The sequence below is a fragment of the Blautia caecimuris genome (genome assembly GCF_024622975.1).
Lineage (GTDB): Bacteria > Bacillota > Clostridia > Lachnospirales > Lachnospiraceae > Blautia_A > Blautia_A caecimuris.
Genome location: NZ_JANJZT010000015.1, coordinates 47,627 through 67,476, shown reverse-complemented (window position 1 = coordinate 67,476; position 19,850 = coordinate 47,627). Strand labels below are relative to the sequence as shown.

General features: G+C 45.1%; 20 protein-coding genes. All 20 read left to right on the top strand.

Annotation, left to right across the window (positions count from 1 at the left end; translation table 11 throughout):
- Nucleotides 1-8 precede the first annotated feature (8 nt).
- Nucleotides 9-1,466, top strand: coding sequence for a serine hydrolase (locus NSA57_RS10700; RefSeq protein WP_147599927.1), 1,458 nt, complete (start codon nucleotides 9-11; stop codon nucleotides 1,464-1,466).
- 97 nt (nucleotides 1,467-1,563) lie between these two features.
- Nucleotides 1,564-1,941, top strand: a complete 378-nt coding sequence (locus NSA57_RS10695) for a RidA family protein (protein ID WP_022068483.1) — start codon at nucleotides 1,564-1,566, stop codon at nucleotides 1,939-1,941.
- A 181-nt stretch (nucleotides 1,942-2,122) separates the two neighbouring features.
- The gene (locus NSA57_RS10690; RefSeq protein WP_257464826.1) at nucleotides 2,123-3,394 is read left to right on the top strand and encodes a sn-glycerol-1-phosphate dehydrogenase; all 1,272 of its coding nucleotides are present in this window, start codon (nucleotides 2,123-2,125) and stop codon (nucleotides 3,392-3,394) included.
- Nucleotides 3,395-3,396: 2 nt separating this feature from the next.
- Nucleotides 3,397-3,870, top strand: coding sequence for a 2-C-methyl-D-erythritol 2,4-cyclodiphosphate synthase (gene ispF, locus NSA57_RS10685; RefSeq protein ID WP_257464825.1), 474 nt, complete (start codon nucleotides 3,397-3,399; stop codon nucleotides 3,868-3,870).
- A 58-nt stretch (nucleotides 3,871-3,928) separates the two neighbouring features.
- Nucleotides 3,929-5,335 carry a cysteine--tRNA ligase gene (cysS, locus tag NSA57_RS10680; RefSeq protein ID WP_147599925.1) on the top strand — a complete coding sequence of 469 codons (1,407 nt, stop codon included), beginning with the start codon at nucleotides 3,929-3,931 and terminating at the stop codon, nucleotides 5,333-5,335.
- Complete coding sequence (locus NSA57_RS10675) at nucleotides 5,320-5,745, top strand: Mini-ribonuclease 3 (protein WP_257464824.1); 426 nt, start codon at nucleotides 5,320-5,322, stop codon at nucleotides 5,743-5,745. The genes cysS and NSA57_RS10675 overlap by 16 nt, the downstream gene beginning before the upstream one ends.
- On the top strand, nucleotides 5,742-6,479 hold the full coding sequence (rlmB, locus tag NSA57_RS10670) for a 23S rRNA (guanosine(2251)-2'-O)-methyltransferase RlmB (RefSeq protein ID WP_257464823.1): 738 nt from the start codon (nucleotides 5,742-5,744) through the stop codon (nucleotides 6,477-6,479). The genes NSA57_RS10675 and rlmB overlap by 4 nt, the downstream gene beginning before the upstream one ends.
- A gap of 20 nt (nucleotides 6,480-6,499) precedes the next feature.
- Nucleotides 6,500-7,093 carry a sigma-70 family RNA polymerase sigma factor gene (locus NSA57_RS10665; RefSeq protein WP_147599922.1) on the top strand — a complete coding sequence of 198 codons (594 nt, stop codon included), beginning with the start codon at nucleotides 6,500-6,502 and terminating at the stop codon, nucleotides 7,091-7,093.
- Nucleotides 7,094-7,198: 105 nt separating this feature from the next.
- The gene (locus tag NSA57_RS10660; RefSeq protein ID WP_257464822.1) at nucleotides 7,199-7,651 is read left to right on the top strand and encodes a hypothetical protein; all 453 of its coding nucleotides are present in this window, start codon (nucleotides 7,199-7,201) and stop codon (nucleotides 7,649-7,651) included.
- Between the two features lie 350 nt (nucleotides 7,652-8,001).
- Nucleotides 8,002-9,123, top strand: a complete 1,122-nt coding sequence (locus NSA57_RS10655) for a zinc ribbon domain-containing protein (protein ID WP_257464821.1) — start codon at nucleotides 8,002-8,004, stop codon at nucleotides 9,121-9,123.
- Nucleotides 9,124-9,175: 52 nt separating this feature from the next.
- A complete protein-coding gene (locus NSA57_RS10650; RefSeq protein WP_138270538.1) occupies nucleotides 9,176-10,405 on the top strand; it encodes a TadA family conjugal transfer-associated ATPase in 1,230 nt (409 codons plus the stop codon).
- A gap of 8 nt (nucleotides 10,406-10,413) precedes the next feature.
- Nucleotides 10,414-11,310: a type II secretion system F family protein gene (locus NSA57_RS10645; protein ID WP_257464820.1), complete on the top strand. Its 897-nt coding sequence runs from the start codon at nucleotides 10,414-10,416 to the stop codon at nucleotides 11,308-11,310.
- A gap of 11 nt (nucleotides 11,311-11,321) precedes the next feature.
- Nucleotides 11,322-12,188, top strand: coding sequence for a type II secretion system F family protein (locus tag NSA57_RS10640; protein ID WP_257464819.1), 867 nt, complete (start codon nucleotides 11,322-11,324; stop codon nucleotides 12,186-12,188).
- A gap of 59 nt (nucleotides 12,189-12,247) precedes the next feature.
- Nucleotides 12,248-12,475, top strand: a complete 228-nt coding sequence (locus tag NSA57_RS10635; RefSeq protein WP_257464818.1) for a Flp1 family type IVb pilin — start codon at nucleotides 12,248-12,250, stop codon at nucleotides 12,473-12,475.
- Nucleotides 12,476-12,485: 10 nt separating this feature from the next.
- Nucleotides 12,486-13,178 (top strand): hypothetical protein, encoded by a 693-nt coding sequence (locus tag NSA57_RS10630; protein ID WP_257464817.1) that lies wholly within the window; start codon nucleotides 12,486-12,488, stop codon nucleotides 13,176-13,178.
- Nucleotides 13,179-13,202: 24 nt separating this feature from the next.
- Complete coding sequence (locus NSA57_RS10625) at nucleotides 13,203-15,752, top strand: DUF5702 domain-containing protein (RefSeq protein ID WP_257464816.1); 2,550 nt, start codon at nucleotides 13,203-13,205, stop codon at nucleotides 15,750-15,752.
- 12 nt (nucleotides 15,753-15,764) lie between these two features.
- Nucleotides 15,765-16,475 (top strand): TadE/TadG family type IV pilus assembly protein, encoded by a 711-nt coding sequence (locus NSA57_RS10620; RefSeq protein WP_257464815.1) that lies wholly within the window; start codon nucleotides 15,765-15,767, stop codon nucleotides 16,473-16,475.
- Nucleotides 16,476-16,487: 12 nt separating this feature from the next.
- On the top strand, nucleotides 16,488-17,048 hold the full coding sequence (locus NSA57_RS10615) for a prepilin peptidase (protein ID WP_257464814.1): 561 nt from the start codon (nucleotides 16,488-16,490) through the stop codon (nucleotides 17,046-17,048).
- Nucleotides 17,049-17,057: 9 nt separating this feature from the next.
- Nucleotides 17,058-18,347 carry a WG repeat-containing protein gene (locus NSA57_RS10610; RefSeq protein WP_257464813.1) on the top strand — a complete coding sequence of 430 codons (1,290 nt, stop codon included), beginning with the start codon at nucleotides 17,058-17,060 and terminating at the stop codon, nucleotides 18,345-18,347.
- 18 nt (nucleotides 18,348-18,365) lie between these two features.
- A complete protein-coding gene (locus tag NSA57_RS10605) occupies nucleotides 18,366-19,850 on the top strand; it encodes a DUF6382 and FHA domain-containing protein (RefSeq protein ID WP_257464812.1) in 1,485 nt (494 codons plus the stop codon).

The following is a 19,850-nucleotide window of genomic DNA, read 5'->3' as shown; positions in this document are numbered from 1 at the left end:
AAAAAATTATGCCTGGAATATTTTTTCGGCGTGGAATGACCGCCGGCATTCTCTGTCTGTCCCTGGGACTGACAATGCCCGTATATGCAGCAGAGCAGGAGTCAGAAAGTATTTTGTCCTCAGTAGGCGAGGCGCAGATAAAGCCTGTTGGAGACGGGGCGGAAACCTATCTTTTAAAAAGTGAGGGATTTTACTGTCTGAAGGAAGACGGAACCAGACATGAGGAATCAGCGGTTCATTACTTTGACCATATGGAAATCGACGGAACAGTTCTGGACGGTTTTTATTATCATGACCAGTCAGGGCATTTTGAAGCCGGAAATCCCCACATTGTCCAGATGAAAGAGCTCACCTGCTTGGTTCCGGGCAATGACGGAACAAAGACGGAGACCGGCTTTGACGGGCTGTATATGGTAAATAATCTGGGAAAGCTTACTGCGGCGCCCCAGGTCAGATATATGACCGGGCTGACGGTGGATAAGACTTCCTATGAAGGATATTATTTTTTTGATGAAAACGGACGGATGATCACAACTCCCGGATATCATGAAATAGAGATGACATCCAACGGTCAGAAATTTTCAGGAACTTACTATTTCGGAGGTGAAAACGGTGTTCTGGTCCAGGCAGAAGGGACCACTCCGGAGGGCTTCCCTGTAGATGACACAGGAAAGGTTTCAGATATTGAGAATCTTGGAATGGATACCTTAGAGCCCCGGCTTGAGTCCATGATCTCCGAATACGACGGAGTCTGGAGCGTCTATGTAAAAAATCTGAATACAGGTGAAGAAATCCTTCTGAATGAAACGCCTTTGTACTCTGCCAGTTTAATTAAAGCCTTTGTGATGGCAGAAACCTATGAAAATATGGAAGATGTGCTGACACATCAGGAAACGTTTATGAAGGCAGACCGTGCGGCAGCAGAAAGAAAAGTGGACGATCTTCTCTGGAACATGATCACAGTCAGCGATAATGAGTCCTGTAATGAACTCGGAAGACTGCAGTCGGAAAAACATGATTTTCTTGACGGAGCAGAAAAGGTAAATGAATATCTGAAAAAAGAGGGATATGAAAATACTTCCTATCAGAGTACTCTGCACCCGTCTTCATCTCCGAAGCTGAATCTGGGAGGTCATAATACGACAACGGTCAGGGACTGCGGAATCCTTCTGGAAAAAATTTTCCGGGGAGAATGTGTCAGTGAGGAAGCCTCTGCAGAAATGCTGGAGCTTTTGATGAACCAGAAAAATACTGCCAAGATTCCGGCAGGGATCAGCGCGGACATTCCGATAGCCAACAAAACAGGTGAAACAGATTCGGATCAGCACGATATGGCAATTGTGTATGGTCCAAAAACAACCTATATTCTCTGTGTCATGTCAGAGGATTTTAAAAGCGGAAGCGAAGCCATTGACAATATCAGAAGTATTTCAGGAGTAGTCTATAATTATCTGAATCTCTCCTGAAAGGAAGGGACCTGATAAAATACAATTTTTTTGCTTGACCCTTACAAATTTTTGATATAAAATAAAAGCAGAACGGAAAAAGAAAGGAGATCTGAACATGAACGTAGTATATACAGACAAAGCTCCGGCAGCGATCGGACCATATTCTCAGGCAATTATTTTAAACGGAGTATTATTTACTTCCGGACAGATCCCGGTAGATCCGGCTACAGGCGAGATTGCAGGAGATACCATTGAAGCTCAGGCTGAGCAGGTAATGAAAAATCTGGAGGCTGTGGCAAAGGAAGCCGGAACAGATCTTGCAAACGCAGTAAAAACAACCTGTTTCCTTGCGGATATGGGTGATTTTGCGGCATTTAATGAGATTTATGCAAAATATTTCGTAAACAAGCCTGCACGTTCCTGTGTGGCTGTAAAAACACTTCCGAAGAATGTTCTCTGCGAAGTGGAAATGATTGCAGCTGTTGAGAAATAAGATCTGACAGGAAATACGCAGAAAAAGATGGCCGGGCGCAATCCGGCGGGACTGTGTGAAAAAGACAAAAGCGGAAGCTATGGGAAATCCTCAGAGGGAATCTGGGGGTTTCTTTTTGTGTGGAAATCATGTATAATATCAGACTGTAATAGTATATCTGAAATCAGGAGGAAAAAAATAAATGCGAGTCGATACGGATGACTTTGGCCGACCTTGCAGGTGCGGGAGAGAACATCATATAGAAGTAAAGGAAATCATTATAGAAGAGGGTGCTGTTAAGAAGCTTGAGGAAGCCATGTCAGATGGATTTCTGAAGGAATATATTTCTCCGCTTCTCATCTGCGATACCAATACGCTGAAAGCAACAGAAGAATGTATGGAAGATATTTATGACCGCTGTCAGGTTCTGACTCTGGACGCAGAGGGACTTCATGCAGACGAACACGCTGTGGAGATCGTGGAGAATTATATGGAAGAGGATATTGACCTGATCCTGGCTGTAGGCAGCGGAACCATCCATGACATCAGCCGATATCTGGCTTACCAGTACAAAATTCCCTTTATTTCCGTTCCCACTGCGGCCAGCGTGGACGGATTCGTATCAAATGTTGCGGCAATGACCTGGAAAGGTCTGAAAAAAACAGTACCGGCAGTGGCTCCTTTAGCTGTGTTTGCTGATACTGATATTTTTGCTCATGCTCCCAGAAGACTGACTGCGTCAGGCGTTTCAGATCTTCTGGGAAAATATATCTGTCTTGCAGACTGGAAGATAGCCAGTCTTCTGACAGGTGAATATATCTGCAGTGAAATTATAGAAATGGAAGAAAAAGCCCTGAAAACAGTCTGCAGCTGTGTGAAAGGAATTGCCTCAGGCCAGCCTGAGGACTGTGAAAAGCTGATGTATGCACTGATCCTTTCCGGCCTTGCCATGCAGATGGTGGGAAATTCCAGACCTGCTTCCTGTGCGGAACATCATCTTTCCCACCTCTGGGAGATGGAAGTGGTAAACGGACCTCTGGACGCCCTTCACGGCGAAAAAGTTTCTGTTGGAACTCTTCTTGTACTGAGAGAATATAAAAGGCTTGCCCGCGCTATAAGAGAGGGACGATGCCAGCTGAAAGCCTGTGAAGAAGATTCCGCCCTTCTGGAAAAATATTTCGGCTCCAAAGGCCTTCTGGAAGGAATACAGAAAGAAAATGATCCGGAGCTTCTTCGTGAGATAAATCCCTCCAGGCTGGCAGACTGTCTGGAAATGATCGCAGAGATGATCGAGGAACTTCCGGAAGAGGAAGAACTGTTTCATCTGATGGAACTGGCAGGCTGCAAAAAAAGTGTTTATGAGATCGGACTGACCGATGAGATCGTGCCTGTCAGCCTGAGACTGGCGCCTTATGTGAGAAGGAGACTGAGCTTTTTAAGAGTCAGCCGGCTTCTGGATGTGAAAGGAGAATGACCATGAGAGTTGGAATGGGATATGATGTACATAAACTGACAGAGAATCGCGACCTGATCCTTGGAGGTGTGAACATTCCGTGGGAAAAAGGCCTTCTGGGTCATTCGGATGCGGACGTTCTGATCCACGCTGTGATGGACGCTCTTCTGGGAGCTGCGGCTCTTGGGGATATCGGAAAGCATTTTCCGGATACAGATCCTGCTTATAAGGGAATATCCAGCGTAAAGCTTCTGACACACGTTATGGAGCTCTTAAGACAACACCATTTTGCTGTGGGAAATGTAGACGCTGTGATCATTGCCCAGAAGCCGAAGATGGCGCCTCATATTCCTCAGATGCGCAAAAATCTGGTTCAGGCAATGGGCGTGGAAGAAGACAGAATCAATATCAAGGCAACCACTGAGGAAGGGCTGGGCTTTACCGGAAGAGGAGAGGGAATCGCCTCCCAGGCGATCTGCCTTCTGGAAGAAGTTTAAAGTTCCGGAATCAGGGCAACTGCCATTACCGAAAAACAGAAATCGGAGGAAAGGAATTATGAAGCTTTTTAATACCATGACACGAAGAAAAGAAGAATTCGTGCCCCTGGAAGAGGGAAAGGTAAGAATGTATGTCTGCGGACCTACTGTCTATAATCTGATCCATATTGGAAATGCGCGTCCCATGATCATTTTTGATACTGTGCGCCGCTATATGGAATATAAAGGTTATGAAGTGAATTTTGTGTCCAACTTTACAGATGTGGATGACAAGATCATCAAAAAAGCCATTGAAGAAGGCGTAAGTCCTGAAGAGGTTTCAGGCCGCTATATTGAAGAGTGCAAAAAGGATATGGCAGGAATGAACGTAAAACCTGCAACCACACATCCTCAGGCAACTCAGGAGATTGATGGCATGATCGAAATGATCCAGACCCTGATTGACAAAGGTTATGCATATCCGGTTGCAGACGGAACCGTTTATTTCCGTGTAAAAAACTTTAAGGAATATGGCAAGCTCTCTCATAAAAATCTGGATGATCTGCAGTCAGGCTTCCGCGCTCTGCAGGTTTCCGGCGAGGATCAGAAGGAAGATCCCATGGATTTTGTTCTGTGGAAACCGAAAAAAGAAGGAGAGCCTTACTGGACTTCTCCCTGGTGCGACGGACGTCCGGGTTGGCATATAGAATGCTCTGTTATGTCAAAAAAATATCTGGGAGAAGAAATTGATATCCACGCAGGCGGAGAGGATCTTATTTTTCCTCACCATGAAAATGAGATTGCCCAGAGCGAGTGCTGCAATGGAAAAATCTTTGCAAAATACTGGATGCACAATGGTTTCCTGAACATTGACAATCGTAAAATGTCAAAATCTCTTGGAAATTTCCGCACAGTAAGAGAGATCAGCCAGCAGTATGATCTGCAGGTCCTGAGATTCTTTATGCTGAATGCCCATTACAGAAGTCCGCTGAATTTCAGCGCAGAGCTGATGGAGGCTGCAAAAAACTCTCTGGAACGTATCCTGGAGGGAGCAGCCCGCCTGAATGACCGCAAAGCTTCCAACACAGAGGCAGCCAGCGAGGCAGAGAAGAAGCTTCTGGAAGAGGCGGATATTTACCAGCAGAAATTTGAAGCTGCCATGGATGATGACTTTAACACAGCAGACGCGCTGGCAGCAGTTTTCGAGCTTGTAAAATTTGCAAATACAAATGTGGATGAAAAGAGCAGCGGAGAGTTTGCAGGAAGTCTTCTGGATATTCTTGTAAAGCTCTGCGACGTTCTTGGACTGATCGTTCTGAAAAAAGAAGAAGCCCTTGACTCTGATATCGAGGCTCTGATCCAGGAGCGTCAGGATGCAAGAAAAGCAAGAAATTTTGCCAGAGCCGACGAGATCCGCGATCAGCTTCTTGAAATGGGAATCGAGCTTAAGGATACCCGCGAGGGAGTAAAATGGAAACGAATTTAAGTAATCTGAACGAACTGTTTCATCTGGAGGAACAGGATATCCGAAGCTATTCTCCTTTGACTCTGGCCTATATAGGAGACGGCATTTATGAACTGATCATCCGGACAATCCTTGTAAAAAAAGGCAACTGTCCGGTAAACCGTCTTCACAAAAAAGCAAGCAGCCTTGTAAAGGCGGCAGCCCAGTCGGGAATCATGGAGATCATTGAAAAGGAACTGACTCCGGAAGAATTAAGTGTTTACAGGAGAGGCCGCAACGCTCATTCTCCTACTATGGCAAAGCATGCAACTATGGCAGATTACCGCAGGGCAACAGGATTTGAGGCTCTGATAGGGTATCTATATTTGAAGGAAGAATACACACGGATGATCACACTGATCCGTATGGGAATCGGGGAGGAAATTTTATGAGCGAGCAGATAGAAGGCCGCAACGCGGTTCTGGAAGCCTTTCGTTCCGGAAGATGCGTGGATAAACTGTTTATTCTGGACGGCTGCCAGGACGGACCGGTCCGCACCATAGCCAGAGAGGCGCGCAAAAAAGATACCATTATCAATTATGTGTCAAAGGAACGGCTGGATCAGCTCAGTGAGACAAGAGTCCACCAGGGTGTGATCGCTCAGGTGGCAGCCTATGAGTATTCCACGGTTGAGGAGATTCTGGAAAAGGCAGAGGAAAAGGGAGAACCGCCGTTTCTGGTTCTTCTTGACAATGTGGAGGATCCTCATAATCTGGGCGCGATCATCCGTACTGCCAATCTGGCAGGAGCCCACGGTGTGATCATTCCCAAGAGACGTTCTGTGGGACTGACTTCCACAGTTGCAAAAACCTCAGCGGGAGCCCTTAACTATACTCCTGTAGCAAAGGTGACTAATCTTGTGCGTACCATAGAGGAGCTGAAGGAAAAGGGAATCTGGTTTGTGTGTGCAGACATGGGCGGAGAGTCCATGTACAGGCTGAATCTTACCGGTCCTATAGGGATGATCGTTGGAAATGAAGGCGAGGGAGTCAGCCGTCTTGTGAGAGAGGCCTGTGATTTTACAGCCTCTATTCCAATGAAAGGAGACATTGATTCCCTGAATGCTTCTGTGGCAGCAGGAGTGCTTGCCTATGAAATCGTGCGTCAGAGACTGAAAGCAGAATAAATACGGAAAACGGAGGCAGTATGAGCCGTTACGGGCAGTGCAGTGACGAAGAACTGATTGAGAGACTCCGAAATGGAGAAAGTAAAATCTCAGATTATCTGATGGAAAAATATAAGGGAACAGTCAAAAAAAGAGCGAGAGCCATGTACCTGATCGGAGGAGAGACAGACGATCTGATACAGGAAGGAATGATCGGGCTTTTTAAGGCTGTCCAGGACTACCGGCCGGACAGAGAAGCGTCTTTTCGTACCTTTGCAGGGCTGTGCATAGACAGACAGCTGTACAGTGCTGTAAAAAATTCTACCAGGCAGAAGCATATTCCTCTGAATTCCTATGTGTCTCTCAGCGAAGAGGAGGAAAGCGGAAGTCTGGAAGGTCTGTGGTCAGAAAATCCGGAGGCTCTGGTGATCGACAGGGAAACTACCGGGATTCTGGAAAAAGAGATCAGCAGGGCTTTAAGCCCCATGGAAAATAAAGTGCTGGACTACTATCTCCGGGGGTACGGTTATGTTCAGATCGCAGAGATCATGGGAAAAACACCAAAATCCATTGATAATGCTCTGCAGAGGATCCGAGGAAAAATCAGAACCTGTATTGAAAAATTTCAAATATAATATTAACCTTTCTTTTACAGATAAAAAGTAGTACAATAAAATAAGATTATTTTTAGGAATATATCATAATGACCAGAGGGTCAGAAGTGAAAGGAGCAGTATATTATGGCAAAAAGAAACAAATACTGGGGTTTTGTAGCAGTAGGAGCAGCGGCGGCAGCAGCAGCCGGAGCAGTTGCGGCAATGGTACTGAAGAAAAAAAGAGTCAGCGAGTTTGATGATTTTGATGATGATTTTGAGGAATTTGAATTCCCTGAAGACACAGAAGAGGAACTGGAAGAAACAGAGGAAGAGATCCATGAGGCTTTCGCTGCATGGGAAGAAGCTGAGGAAGCGGCAGAGCATGCTGGGGAAACCAGTGAAGAGCCTGCAGAAGAAACAGAAGAAGCTTCCCCGGAAGCTGAGATGTCTGCAGATGAAACCGAAGAGAAAGCTTCTCCGGAAGCTGAGTCATCAGAGGAAACAGAAGAAGAAGCAGACGAGCCAGAGGCTGCTGAAGAAGCGGCGCTGAAGGAAGAAGCTTCTGAGGAAAATGATTCAGAAGAAAAAACAGAATAAAAGTATATGGGAAACACCGATTCAGATGAGGGTTATGAGTAACCACATTTGAACCGGTGTTTTTTTCGTTCTTTGTCAGGCGTTGGGGTGATATTCTTTAGAGTGTCGCCCCGTTTTTGCAGTTTCAGGACTTTTTATCCCGAACTTGTACAGTGAGGTGGCTTCTGGAAGAAAACAGGAAATATAAGCGTAAAAAAAGATTGTCCACAATGAATGCCACATATTGTAGAAACAAATTGAATATTGTAAAAAGATAACAGAGAAGCAGCGCCCAAAATTGTTTTCCATATCATTTTGTTTTAAATATGGAAAATGAAATATTTGGTACAGGAAAGCAGGGAAAGAGAAACATGTATTGTGAAAAATGTGGAACAAAACTTGAAGATAATGCCAGATTCTGCCCAAATTGCGGTTCACCTGTAGGGTCGGAAAATATCCCAAAAGGGAATGAAGAGGATAATATTAATCAAGAAAGAGAGCAGGATATTTTTGAGTGGGAGGCGCCGTTCGTTCCGGACAATCAGCCATCTCAGGGAGGGAAAGGCGGAAATAAGACCACATGGATTGTCAGCATTGCGGTGACAATTGCAATCATACTTGTAACAGGAGGTCTGATCTGGTATCTATTAAAACCCGACAGCGCTCCAAAGGATGATGTGGTAGTAAATCCCGTTAAAACAGCCATGAAAGAAACCTCTGAGGGTTCAGGAGAATCAGAAGAAACAGAGGATCAGGAAAGTAATTCTATAGAAATAACAGAAAAAAATGAAGAAACAAAAACGGACGAGAGTTCAGAGACAGAAAACGTGGAGATTAAAATAGGGGGAGCTGCAAATACAGATAAAAAAACGCAGGATTCCGCACAGGAGGCAGCGCCAGCCTCCGGTGAGGAAAAGCTTTCCCCGGACCAGGGCAGTGAAAAAATTCAGAACACAGAACAGCAGGCAGCAGAAAATCACCCGGAACCGGCTCCGGCCAGTGTATCAGAGGAGGCTACTGCCTCAGCAGTGCTTTATGAGGGAACACCGGATGTTTCCTTGTTAAAAGAGGTTTCTGTTATTTCTGCAAATGCCACCTCCACCATCTCGCAGACAAAAACAAACAACAATGCCATGCTGCTTTTTGACAAAAAAGATGATACAAGTTGGCAGGAGGGCGTGGCAGGCTATGGAATCAATGAATCAGTAAGTTTCAGCTTTGATGGTATTCACAAAGTAAAATACATTGCCTTTAAACTGGGAAACTGGAAAAACGACAAATATTATTATGGAAATGCAAAGCCGAAGACAGTGAACCTTGTTTTTGGAGATTATTCCGGTCAGGTTACCTTTACAGGGGAACGGAAAGTCGAATGGGTGGAGGTGTCTCCTTCTGTAAATGCAGACAGTATGCGTCTGGAGCTGAAAGATGTGTATCCGGGCACAAGCTGGGAGGATACCTGTATCTCAGAGGTTACTGTTTACGCAGAGTAAACAGAAGTCGAAAAAATAAAATATATGAGGTGAGAGTATGCTTTCAGAGGAAATGATAAGCCGTCTTGTGCTTGAGATCAAACGTTTCCTTTTGGCAGACGCCATGCTTTTAAGCCGCGCGTCAGATGAACAGCTCATGCGGAGAATTGCTGACGTGGCGGATCACAAGCTTGGAAAGGTCAGTCTGTCACCACAGGAAAGATCACGGGTAGTGCGGCTGGTATTCAGTTCCATTCGGGGGCTTGGGATCCTGGATGAGATCCTGGCAGACGACAGCATTACCGAAGTGATGATCAACGGTCCGGATCATATTTTTGTGGAACATGCAGGACGGCTGTATCGTCTGAACAAGAAATTTGATAATGAGCGGCAGCTGGAGGATATTATCCAGAAAATCGTGGGAAAGGCAGGGAAGGAAGTGAACCAGGCCAATCCTATTGTGGATACCAGACTTCCCGACGGCTCCCGTGTTAATGTGGTGCTTCCTCCGGTTTCCCTGTCAGGTCCCATTGTTACCATACGAAAGTTTTCAAAAACGCCTATGACAGTGGAAATGCTGTTAAAATACGGCTCGCTCACCAGAGAGGCGGCGGCCTTTCTGGAAAAGCTGGTCCGGGCAAAATATAACATTTTTATCAGCGGGGGTACCGGTTCGGGAAAAACAACGTTTCTGAACGCTTTATCCAATTTTATTCCAAGGGATGAACGTATTATCACCATTGAAGATTCGGCAGAGCTTCAGATCAAAAACATAGAGAATCTGGTAAGCCTGGAAACAAGAAATGCAAATACATCAGGCAGAGGAGAAATTTCCATTCGCGATCTGATCCGCTCTGCTCTTCGTATGCGCCCCGAAAGGATCGTAGTGGGAGAGGTACGCGGAGCAGAGGCACTTGATATGCTGCAGGCTATGAATACCGGACATGACGGTTCTCTTTCTACCGGCCATGCCAACTCCACCCGGGATATGTTAAGCCGACTGGAAACAATGGTGCTTCAGGGCAACGACGGACTGCCTCTTCCGGCTATCCGTCAGCAGATTTCCTCTGCGTTGGATATTATCATCCACTTATCCAGGCTGAGAGATAAATCCAGACGCACCATGGAGATCACAGAAGTCCTTGGATATGAAAACGGGGAGATTCAGCTGAATCCTCTGTTTGTTTTTAAAGAAACAGAGGGAAGCACACTGGAAAAAGTAGAGGGGCATCTGGTAAGAACCGGAAATCCTCTGAGAAATGACTATAAACTGAGACTTCAGGGAGTCAGCAGCAGAATATAGGGGAAGCCATGAAAAAAGAAAAGGTAAAAAAAGAGAAAGCAATAAAAGAAAAGCCTGTAAAAATGAAAAAGACAGGACAGGCAAAAGAAAAACATATAAAAGAGGCAAGAGCAAAAAATAAAAAACACAGAAAAAAATATGTGCCGGAAAAGGCGCTTTTCGGACATGCAGATGATTATTACGTGTACCGGATGAACTTTGTGGAAAAAGGTCTGGGGGCCCTGATGGGATTTGGAACAGGATTTTTTGTCTGCATGGTATTTTTCAGGAGTATTCTGTTTTCTGTTATTGCAGGAGGGCTTCTGGCTGTTCCGGGAATCGCAAAATACAGAAATTACCTGAAGGAAAAACGAATGCAGAATCTTCTGTTTCAGTTCCGGGATATGATGGAATCCTTATCCGCCTCCTATTCAGCAGGCAAAAATACACAGGGCGCTTTTCAGGACGCGTGTGCGGATCTGATTTCCATATATGGAGAAAAAGCAGATATTGTACATGAGCTGAAGCTCATGGTCAGCGGTTTGTATAATGGACAGAATATTGACGATATGCTGTCAAATTTTGCCCTGAGAAGTCATCTGGACGATATTGAAAGCTTTGCCACTATTTTTGAGGTGACAAACCGGTACGGAGGAAATCTGAAAAAGGTCGTGGGAGAGACAAGACAGATCATCAATGAAAAAATTGAGACAGAAATGGAAATACGAACCCTTCTCACTGCAAACAAAAACGACCTGAACATTATGATTCTGATGCCGGTTGTTCTGATGCTGATGCTTGGTGGAATGGGCGATATGTCCATTGTGCAGAACACTCCTGTCAATGTGGTGATCAAGCTGACAGCTCTTGCCCTGTTTGGAGGAGCCTATTATATGGGAAGAAAAATTGTTGATATTCGGATATAGGAGAAGAGAACGTGGAATTATTTCAGTTGATACTGCTGGCTGTCACCACACCCTTTGCTTTGATCTGGCTGTTTCTGGCAGCAGCAAAAGGGAAAAAATACAGACAGTATACAAACAGCGCTTTTGCCAGAGAATTTCAGATGAGCGATCTGTTCTGTGTGGGATTTTCTGTTATGGAGATTCTCCACATCAGCACAAAAAGCCGGAGAGCCCAGGCAAAGATCAAGGAGATCTCTGAGATCAAAGGCAAACAGTATGCAGAATATTATTATTTTATTCTGCTGGGAGCAAAAAGCACTTATATATTTACCATTTTGATATTTGTCTGTCTTCTGGCTGTGCTTGCTGCCAGCGTGGAGGCGTTGCTTCTGGGATTATTACTGGGAGGACTGGCAATCGCCTATCTGGATTTGTCTTTACAGGATAAGCTGACAGCCCGCAGACAGGAGCTGGTGCTTGACCTTCCTCAGGTGTTGTCAAAGCTGACGCTTCTGGTAAATTCCGGAATGGTACTTCGGGATGCTTGGAAGCGGGTGTCTGTTACAGGAGACAGAGCTCTCTATCAGGAAATGCAGAACACCAGCATGGAAATCGAAAACGGCATCATGGAAACAGACGCTTACCGGAATTTTGCAGAACGCTGCAATGTAAAGGAGATCAGGAAGTTTGCCTCTCTGGTCATCCAGAACCTGAAAAAAGGAAATGAGGAGCTTGCCTATTTTCTGAAAGACCTTTCCGATGAAATGTGGGAGGTAAAGAAAAATGAAGTAAAACAAAAGGGAGAAAAAGCCAATTCCAGACTTCTTCTTCCTATGATGCTGATTTTTATAGGAATCCTGATCATGATCCTGGTTCCGGTATTTCAGCAGATGGGATAATAAACGGCTAAGACCGGTTTATTATAAATGAGTACACAGACATAAGGAGGAAATAAGAGATGATGAGAAAAATGGATATGCTGTGGATCGGAGCAAAAAACCGTATTCATAATTTCTGGGAGGATTTTAAGACAGAGGAAAAAGGCGCGGCAGAGATCGTGGCGATTATTCTGATTATTGTGGTTGTGATTGCATTGGCAGTTGTTTTTAAGGATAAGATTTCAGAGTTACTGGATAAAGTAATGGGACAGGCAGATAGCTTTGTAGAGAGTGAATCAGGCCTCTGATTTTTAAATAATGAAAAAAAAGGACAATAACACCCAGCGTGGGGCTATTATGGTGGAAGCCGCCATTTATTTTCCTATTACCATTGCCGTTGTGATGGCAGTGATTTATTTTGGACTGTTTAAAATGCAGGAAAGTTATTTTTTCTTTCAGGTAGAGAGAGCAGCCATGGAGCTTGCCAGAGAGACTGCTTATCCGGGGTATGACCAGTTTTCCCCGGATAAGCCTATGGAAAATACAAGAGTGGATTTTGACTGGGAGGATGGCCCCACTGAATCACAGGTAAAAAATTATTACAGCTCCTATAAAGGCTCCGCCTCCAACATTTATCGCTGGGGGCTGGATAGTGAAGCAAAGCAGAGGGCTGCCGCTTATCAGGAAGCGCTGAAAAAGCACAGCGCTTTGTTTTCCATGGGAAAAACAGAAGCCTATGTAGGGATGGAAAATTCATTTCTCAGTAAATCAGTGCGGGCAGAGCTGCGCTATGTGATTCCCACGCCGGGAATCCTGCGGTTTGTGGGAGTCAGAGATGACATTACGATTTACGCGGCAGCCTACCAGCCGGTAATGAATACTACGGATTTTGTCCGGAACATTGATCTTGCCTGGGATATGGGCAGCTTTCTTTTAGAAAAGCTGGGAATGGAAGGGCAGGCTGAGAAGTTCAGTCAGGCCTTTGACGAGGTAAGTAATATTTTATTTTAGGAAACAGAAGGAGGAGGGAAGCAGATGCGGTTATTCTGCGGAAAACAGGGAGGGTCGATCTGTGTGTTTTTAACCCTGATCCTGGTACCGGTATTATTGTTCAGTGGGATTATTGTGGATGCTTCCCGCCTTTTTGCGTCAAAGACAGTTGTTTCAGGAGCCGGTGATCTGGCTATGAATGCAGCTCTTGCACAGTATGATAAAATGCTGAAGGATTCTTATGGACTGACCGCTATGGCAAAGGATCCCGGTTCGCCCCAGGAGCAGGAAGCCCTGAAGAAAATGTTCTGTGAATCAATCAGCGCCAGGTACCTGAAGCATGCAGACAGTGATGATCTCAGCTCTGTGATTCAGGTTTCCCTTGCAGAGAATGGCTTTGAGGCAAAAGGGGTATCGTCCTCTTCCCTTGCAGACGTGAATGTTCTGCGCCAGCAGATCGTGGAATATATGAAATTTCGCGGTCCTGTTTATATTGCTGACGATATTATAGAAAAATTAAAAAAACTGCCTTTTAAAAATGTAACGAAACAGAAAACATATGTGGACACAAAAACAGATTACGGACAGGCGGCGTCTGAACTCAGTGATCCAATGAAAAAGGCAAAAGAGTCCATTGATACACAGGCTGCTTCTATTGGACAGATTCAGAATTCTGACCCTGCGGGGATGGTGGCAGCATATCAGCAGAAGTCTGTGTTCTGGCTGGCGGCAAAATCTCTGCAGATGTATCTGAATGAAGAGATTACTGCAAATTTTCCGCCGGATACGCCCAATGAAATCTCTTATGAAATGATAGGAAATTATCTGGATGATTCTGCTGTTTTGACAGAAGGCGCTTCCGCATTTCCGGAAGATACCTACAGAAAGATGATAACACTTCTGGCTTTGGACAGCTGGATAAAGGCTCTTGAGCTTCAGCCGCAGACAGGAAAGATCATTACGGAGGAGAATGGCTTTTCCTCAGAGCAGATCAATGCCTATAACAACATTTCCAAAAATATAAAAAACAATATTGCTGTGATGAATCGAAGCCATGACCAGGCTGCAAAAGAATATCAGGATGGTATTAAAAGTCTGGAAAAGAATGCAGATACGATTATCAGCGCAGGAAATGAGGCGGTAAAGCAGCTGAAAAAGGTCAGGGATAAATGGAAGGATGTAAAAAAGAAAAGAGCATTATATGACGATGCCCGTACATCGCTTATAAATGCAGGGGAAAGTCCAGGCGAAGATGAGGAAGGAGAAAAGATACAAATCAATGAGGAGCAGCTGGAGAACCAGATTGCTCTGCTTGAAGCAAACACAGAAGCTGCAAAGGCATATAAAGAAAATATAAAAAAGTTAAAAACAATACCTGAGACATTGAAAAAACAGCAGGTCAGTGAGAATGAAGGAACATGGCTGGAGCTGAATCCGGCGTCGGAGGCAATCCAGGGATTCTGGACAAACCATAATATTCTGGGAGATGTGGGAGTTCCTGAGACTTCCGGATTACAGAATCCTCAGGCAGGCTTATTTTATCAGAGTTCACTTGAAAATATGAAGGATGAGTCAGCCGATACATCTGAGGAGGGGAAACAGCGAAAAGAACATCAGAAAGAAGCAAAAGAGAAGGAAAAGGTTGCCAATGAAGCAAAAGATAAAATCCTTAACGCTGTAGAGAACGAAAGAAATCTGAAAAAGGATGCAGAGGGATTTCCTGACAGATTCCCCAGCGGTCTGGCAAAGGTAAACGCCAGCGGGAATACAGATCAGAACCCCAATACAGATACTTCAGACGATAATGCGGCGGTGGATGCGGCAAAAGAAAATATGGGATGGCTGGACAGTCTCGCAGCCTGTCTGGACAGCCTTGCAGGCAACGTGCTGGAGCAGGCGTATCTGATGGAATACATATCAGAAATGTTTAACTGCATGACAACAGTTCCCGAAGATAAATCCCTCAGCGGAAGATCACTTTTGGAGGACCATGTGATCATAAATGGTGAGATTGAATACATTCTTTATGGAAATGCTTCCACTGCAACAAATAAATCCATTGCCTATTCCAGCCTTTATGCAGCCCGGCTTGCCATTGATATGCTGTATGTTTTTATGGATAAAGAGACAAATGCTGCTGCAAATGCCATTGCCGGCGCAGTCAGCAGCGCTTCCGGGCAGGCATGGCTGTACCCGATCATCAAATACGGCTATCTCTGCTGCAGCGCAATTACCCTGGCGGCACAGGACACAGCCAGTCTGACAAGTACGGACAAAAACATCAATGCAGTTCTTGTCTGGCCGGATGAAGATGTCTGCCGTATCAGGTTTACTTATAAGGATTACATGAAGCTGTTTCTTCTGATCTCCATGATGGACGATTCAGGAAAAAACAAGATGGTTGCCCGTGCAGGGGACTGCATTCAGCTGAATATCAGAGAGGAACTGAGCAGTAAATATACCATGGTGACATTAAAGGCAGAGGTGGATGCATCCACTACGTTTTTGCCAAAGGTGCCGGAGTTTCTGGGACAGTCAGCAAGTACGGACAATGGAAAAAGGCGGATCAAATACAGAAGTGTTCTGGCGTATTAACAGGAGAGGAAGATGAAAAAGGAAAGACAAAAAGGTTCCATAACCGTAGAGGCAACGCTTTTTATTCCCATATTTTTGTTTGCATTTATGAGTATTTACAGTCTGGTTTCTTTTGCAAGAGCGCAGCTTCTGATACAGTATGCGGCAGATCAGGCTGCCAGGGAGGTTGCCCAGTACAGCTATATTCTGGAAAAAACAGGTATTCTGAACGCATATCAGGGAACAGGACAGGAGGCGGCCGGTTTTGGCAGCAGCCTGAAAGAAATTCAGGAAAATCTGTCTCTGATCGATGACGCAGCACAGAAGCTTGCATCCGGACAGGGAACTGTGGATGATACGGTTGGCATGGGAAATGCAGGAAAAGACATATATGACAATATAGAGGGCTATGTGTCCAGTCCAAAGGAATTTATTAACGGAGTGCTCAGCTCTGTAAAATCTCAGAGCTGGGATGCACTGTCCTCCTATATGGTTGGGACAGTGGGAAAATCCTGCGTGCTTCAGCAGCTTTCCGTTGCCTCGGGAACCACAGATACGGATGCATATCTGGAAAGCCTTGGAGTTTCAAATCTCAGATATGATAACAGCTCCTGGTGCAGGGAAGGCTCCAGTGAGGTGAAAATTGTGGTGGATTACGATATAAAAAGCAGTTTTCCTTTTTTTGATCTGCCGCCCAGACATTACCGTGTGTGCGCGTCTACCAGAGTCTGGTCAGGAGCGTAAAAGGAGAGTCTTATGAAGTATTTAAAAGAACTGTTAAAAGAGAAAAAATATGTGCCTGTGATCATTGCGGTACTGGTGGTAACAGAGGCGTTTCTGTTTACATTTTACGGATATCACTGGCTGAAAACTGTGAGATATCTGATCCTGTCTGCCTTTCTTGTTGTTCTGGGATTTATAGATTCAAAAAGAACACTGATTCCCAATCAGCTTCTGATTATGATGCTTGTGGCAAGAGCCATGCTTCTGATCGGCGAGATCGGAGCAGAGCCCACATGGTGGAAGGAATGTCTGAAATCTGCATTTGGCGGCCTTGGTCTTGGTCTGGTGATTTTTCTGGCAGCCTGGTTTTTGTCAAGAAAGAGCATTGGAATGGGAGATGTAAAGCTTGCGGCTGTGATCGGCTGGTATCTGGGAGGCTCCCTGATCTGGTTTAATCTGGTGGTGTGTCTCAGCTTGTCTGCAATATTCAGTATCGTGCAGCTTTTGCGAAAAAAACTGACCATGAAGGATTCCATTCCGCTGGCGCCGTTTTTTTCAGTGGGAACCATCTTGATTTTGATAATTGGATTTTAGGGAGAGGTTATGAAAAAATTGATGATTGTTGCAGTGGCAGCTCTTCTGGGACTGTCATGGTGGACTACATTTTCATCTGCAGTACAAAAGCCTGCGGAATATCAGAGCTATCTGGCAGAAGCGCAGAAAAATGAGAAAAAGGGAATTTATTATGACGCGATCCTTAACTATCAGAAGGCTCTGGAATACCATCCGGAAAACATGGATATCTATCTGAAGATCGCAGAGGCTTACAAGAATCTGGGAGATGAAAACGGATTTATACAGGCCTGTACACAGGCTATGAATCTGGAGGGAGACGGTGAGCAGGCGGTTATGATCCTGGCAGATTATTATCTGGAAAAGGGACAGAAGGGAGACGCTATTGCGCTTTTGCAGGCCCAGATCCAGCAGCAGGAATCCAATGGTTCTCTCAGGGCAAAGCTGAACTCGCTTGCAGGAGGATTTGACTATATTGGAGAGGAGTATGATGAGATTTCCAATGCATGCGGCTCCTGTATGCTGGTAAAATCAGGAGAGGATCTCGGTATTACAGATCTTCAGGGGAACGTGGTGATCCGCGCTCAGTATGAACAGATGGGCATGTTTGGAGAAAATGGATTTGCGCCTGTTCAAAAGGACGGAACGTGGTATTACATAGACACAAATAATTATAAAAGGCGGCAGCCGGATGAGGAATATGAATTCCTGGGAGTCTGCAATCAGGGCGCTATCCCGGCAAAAAAAGACGGGAAATGGGGATATCTCAATGAGGATTTTCAGCCTGTAACTAAATTTGAATATGACGGCGCCACCCCGTTTTTAAATGGATTAGCAGCCTTGAAAAAAGGCGAAAAGTGGGCGATTATCAATACGGAACTTAAGGCAGTGACGGATTTTGGCTTTGATGAAATCGTATGTGACGACTGGGGATTCTGTTCCAGAAACGGAGTTGTTTTTGCCCGAATGGGAGAAAAATATTACCTGATCAACAGTGAAGGCGTACAGATCGGCGATGAATATGATGCGGTTTCTCCGTTTTTGTCATCCGGTCCGGCGGCTGTTATGCAGGCAGGCAAATGGGGCTTTGTCTCTTCCGAGGGAGAACAGGTTTTAAAGTGCATGTTTGAAAATGCTTCAGGATTTTCCGAGCTGGGATACGCTCCCGTATGCTCAGGCGGGAAATGGGGATTTATTAAGGAAAACGGAGATTTTGTGGTGGAACCTCAGTTTGAGGGAGCAAAAACTTTTAATAAAGAAGGGGCAGCTCCTGTAAAAGAAAATGGAAAATGGAAGCTGATCCAGCTTGATATTTATTAAAACAGGGGGAAGAACAGGATGGAATTTATCTATGATTTTGCAGACGGGCACACAGTATTCAGCTATGTTTCAAAGAAAAACGAAACGCTTGATACAGACACCTGGACTGTGATCAGCAGCGGGGCAGTCAGTAGAAATCTGCTTCCGGTTTTTATGAGAAAAGAGAATGACGGATACAGTTTTACCTATGACATAGCCGGAATGATCAATATGATGGCATGGAAAGACGGGCAGACAGTAAATGAACAGATGGAAACAGACAGAAGGATAGAAGCTGCTGTAAATGAAGTGATCAGAAAAGGGATTCCTCAGGGGGAAATACTGACAGAAAAGCAGTATATCTATGTGGAGATATCCACAGGAGAGATAAAGCTCATCTGTATTCCTGTGAGGGCGGATATGGGAGAAGATTTTCGCACCGAAACAGGGAAAAACTGTGGCAAGGCCTCCGCATCCCCTCTTCCTCTGATACCGCCGGAGCCAAGGGGAGACATGCCGGGAGATATTTTTATAGAGAAACCAGTAGAACGCAAAAGCCGTTGGTGGAAGAGAAAATCTTCTGAGGGAAAGAAAAAAAGAGAACAGGAAAATATTCTGATCCCTCCCATACCTGAGGAACCGGCTTATGACAGACCGGAAGTGAACCAAAGTAGTACAGAGTGGCAGGAGAGAGGATTTTCGGAACAAACAGGAAAGAATGATCCCAAAAAGGATGTGTGGAAAAAAACAGGGATCCAGGATGATTTTCCGTACAGAGATTTACGGAATGATTCAGAAACCCGGGATGCTGTTCCGGGCAGAACACCCTGGAATCAGCTGGAAAATACACTCTCCCGGAACAGTTTAGAAACTCTGAATCCCTGGGAGAAATCAGAAGCTGCAAACTCCCGGAGTATAGCAGAAGAGAATACCCCATGGAATCAGCCGGAAGCTGCAAATCCCCGGAGGGAACCAGAAGAGCAGAAGCCATGGACCCAGCCGGAAACTGGAAATCCCTGGAACAGTTCAGAAATTCAGAATCCTCTGGAACGTTCAGAAGGGTACGAACCATGGGAACAGAAAAGCAATCCACAAATTCCAGTTCCCGTACAGATACCTGATGAACCCGTACAGGCCCAGGATTTTTCTGATGATGACTCAGAAACTGTGCTTTTACGTGACGATGGAGACAGTGAAACCGTACTTTTAAGACAGCCTCAGAAAATTTCAGCAAAGCTTATCCGCATCAATACCCAGGAAGTTTTTTCCGTGACAACAGAAAACTGTAAAATTGGCAAAAGGGCATTAATGGCTGATATCTGCATCCGCAATAACCCAACCATCAGCAGAGAACATTGCGTGATCCGGTTCCGGGACGGCGACTACTATATTGAAGATATGGATTCCAGCAATTATACGTATCTGAACGGAATCCGCGTGATGCCCGGACATCCCAAAAAGCTTCAGGAAGAGGACCGGATCAGACTTTCTGATGAAGAGTTTATTTTCCGGAAGGGAGAGTGA

What these genes read in the sequence shown, in the direction of transcription:
- ispF (WP_257464825.1), top strand. Translation starts at nt 3,397, where the DNA reads ATGAGAGTTGGAATGGGATATGATGTACATAAACTGACAGAGAATCGC.
- NSA57_RS10675 (WP_257464824.1), top strand. Translation starts at nt 5,320, where the DNA reads ATGGAAACGAATTTAAGTAATCTGAACGAACTGTTTCATCTGGAGGAA.
- NSA57_RS10695 (WP_022068483.1), top strand. Translation starts at nt 1,564, where the DNA reads ATGAACGTAGTATATACAGACAAAGCTCCGGCAGCGATCGGACCATAT.
- NSA57_RS10700 (WP_147599927.1), top strand. Translation starts at nt 9, where the DNA reads ATGCCTGGAATATTTTTTCGGCGTGGAATGACCGCCGGCATTCTCTGT.
- NSA57_RS10630 (WP_257464817.1), top strand. Translation starts at nt 12,486, where the DNA reads ATGAAAAAAAAGGACAATAACACCCAGCGTGGGGCTATTATGGTGGAA.
- NSA57_RS10665 (WP_147599922.1), top strand. Translation starts at nt 6,500, where the DNA reads ATGAGCCGTTACGGGCAGTGCAGTGACGAAGAACTGATTGAGAGACTC.
- NSA57_RS10645 (WP_257464820.1), top strand. Translation starts at nt 10,414, where the DNA reads ATGAAAAAAGAAAAGGTAAAAAAAGAGAAAGCAATAAAAGAAAAGCCT.
- NSA57_RS10690 (WP_257464826.1), top strand. Translation starts at nt 2,123, where the DNA reads ATGCGAGTCGATACGGATGACTTTGGCCGACCTTGCAGGTGCGGGAGA.
- NSA57_RS10635 (WP_257464818.1), top strand. Translation starts at nt 12,248, where the DNA reads ATGATGAGAAAAATGGATATGCTGTGGATCGGAGCAAAAAACCGTATT.
- NSA57_RS10620 (WP_257464815.1), top strand. Translation starts at nt 15,765, where the DNA reads ATGAAAAAGGAAAGACAAAAAGGTTCCATAACCGTAGAGGCAACGCTT.
- NSA57_RS10650 (WP_138270538.1), top strand. Translation starts at nt 9,176, where the DNA reads ATGATAAGCCGTCTTGTGCTTGAGATCAAACGTTTCCTTTTGGCAGAC.
- cysS (WP_147599925.1), top strand. Translation starts at nt 3,929, where the DNA reads ATGAAGCTTTTTAATACCATGACACGAAGAAAAGAAGAATTCGTGCCC.
- NSA57_RS10605 (WP_257464812.1), top strand. Translation starts at nt 18,366, where the DNA reads ATGGAATTTATCTATGATTTTGCAGACGGGCACACAGTATTCAGCTAT.
- NSA57_RS10615 (WP_257464814.1), top strand. Translation starts at nt 16,488, where the DNA reads ATGAAGTATTTAAAAGAACTGTTAAAAGAGAAAAAATATGTGCCTGTG.
- NSA57_RS10610 (WP_257464813.1), top strand. Translation starts at nt 17,058, where the DNA reads ATGAAAAAATTGATGATTGTTGCAGTGGCAGCTCTTCTGGGACTGTCA.
- NSA57_RS10625 (WP_257464816.1), top strand. Translation starts at nt 13,203, where the DNA reads ATGCGGTTATTCTGCGGAAAACAGGGAGGGTCGATCTGTGTGTTTTTA.
- NSA57_RS10655 (WP_257464821.1), top strand. Translation starts at nt 8,002, where the DNA reads ATGTATTGTGAAAAATGTGGAACAAAACTTGAAGATAATGCCAGATTC.
- rlmB (WP_257464823.1), top strand. Translation starts at nt 5,742, where the DNA reads ATGAGCGAGCAGATAGAAGGCCGCAACGCGGTTCTGGAAGCCTTTCGT.
- NSA57_RS10660 (WP_257464822.1), top strand. Translation starts at nt 7,199, where the DNA reads ATGGCAAAAAGAAACAAATACTGGGGTTTTGTAGCAGTAGGAGCAGCG.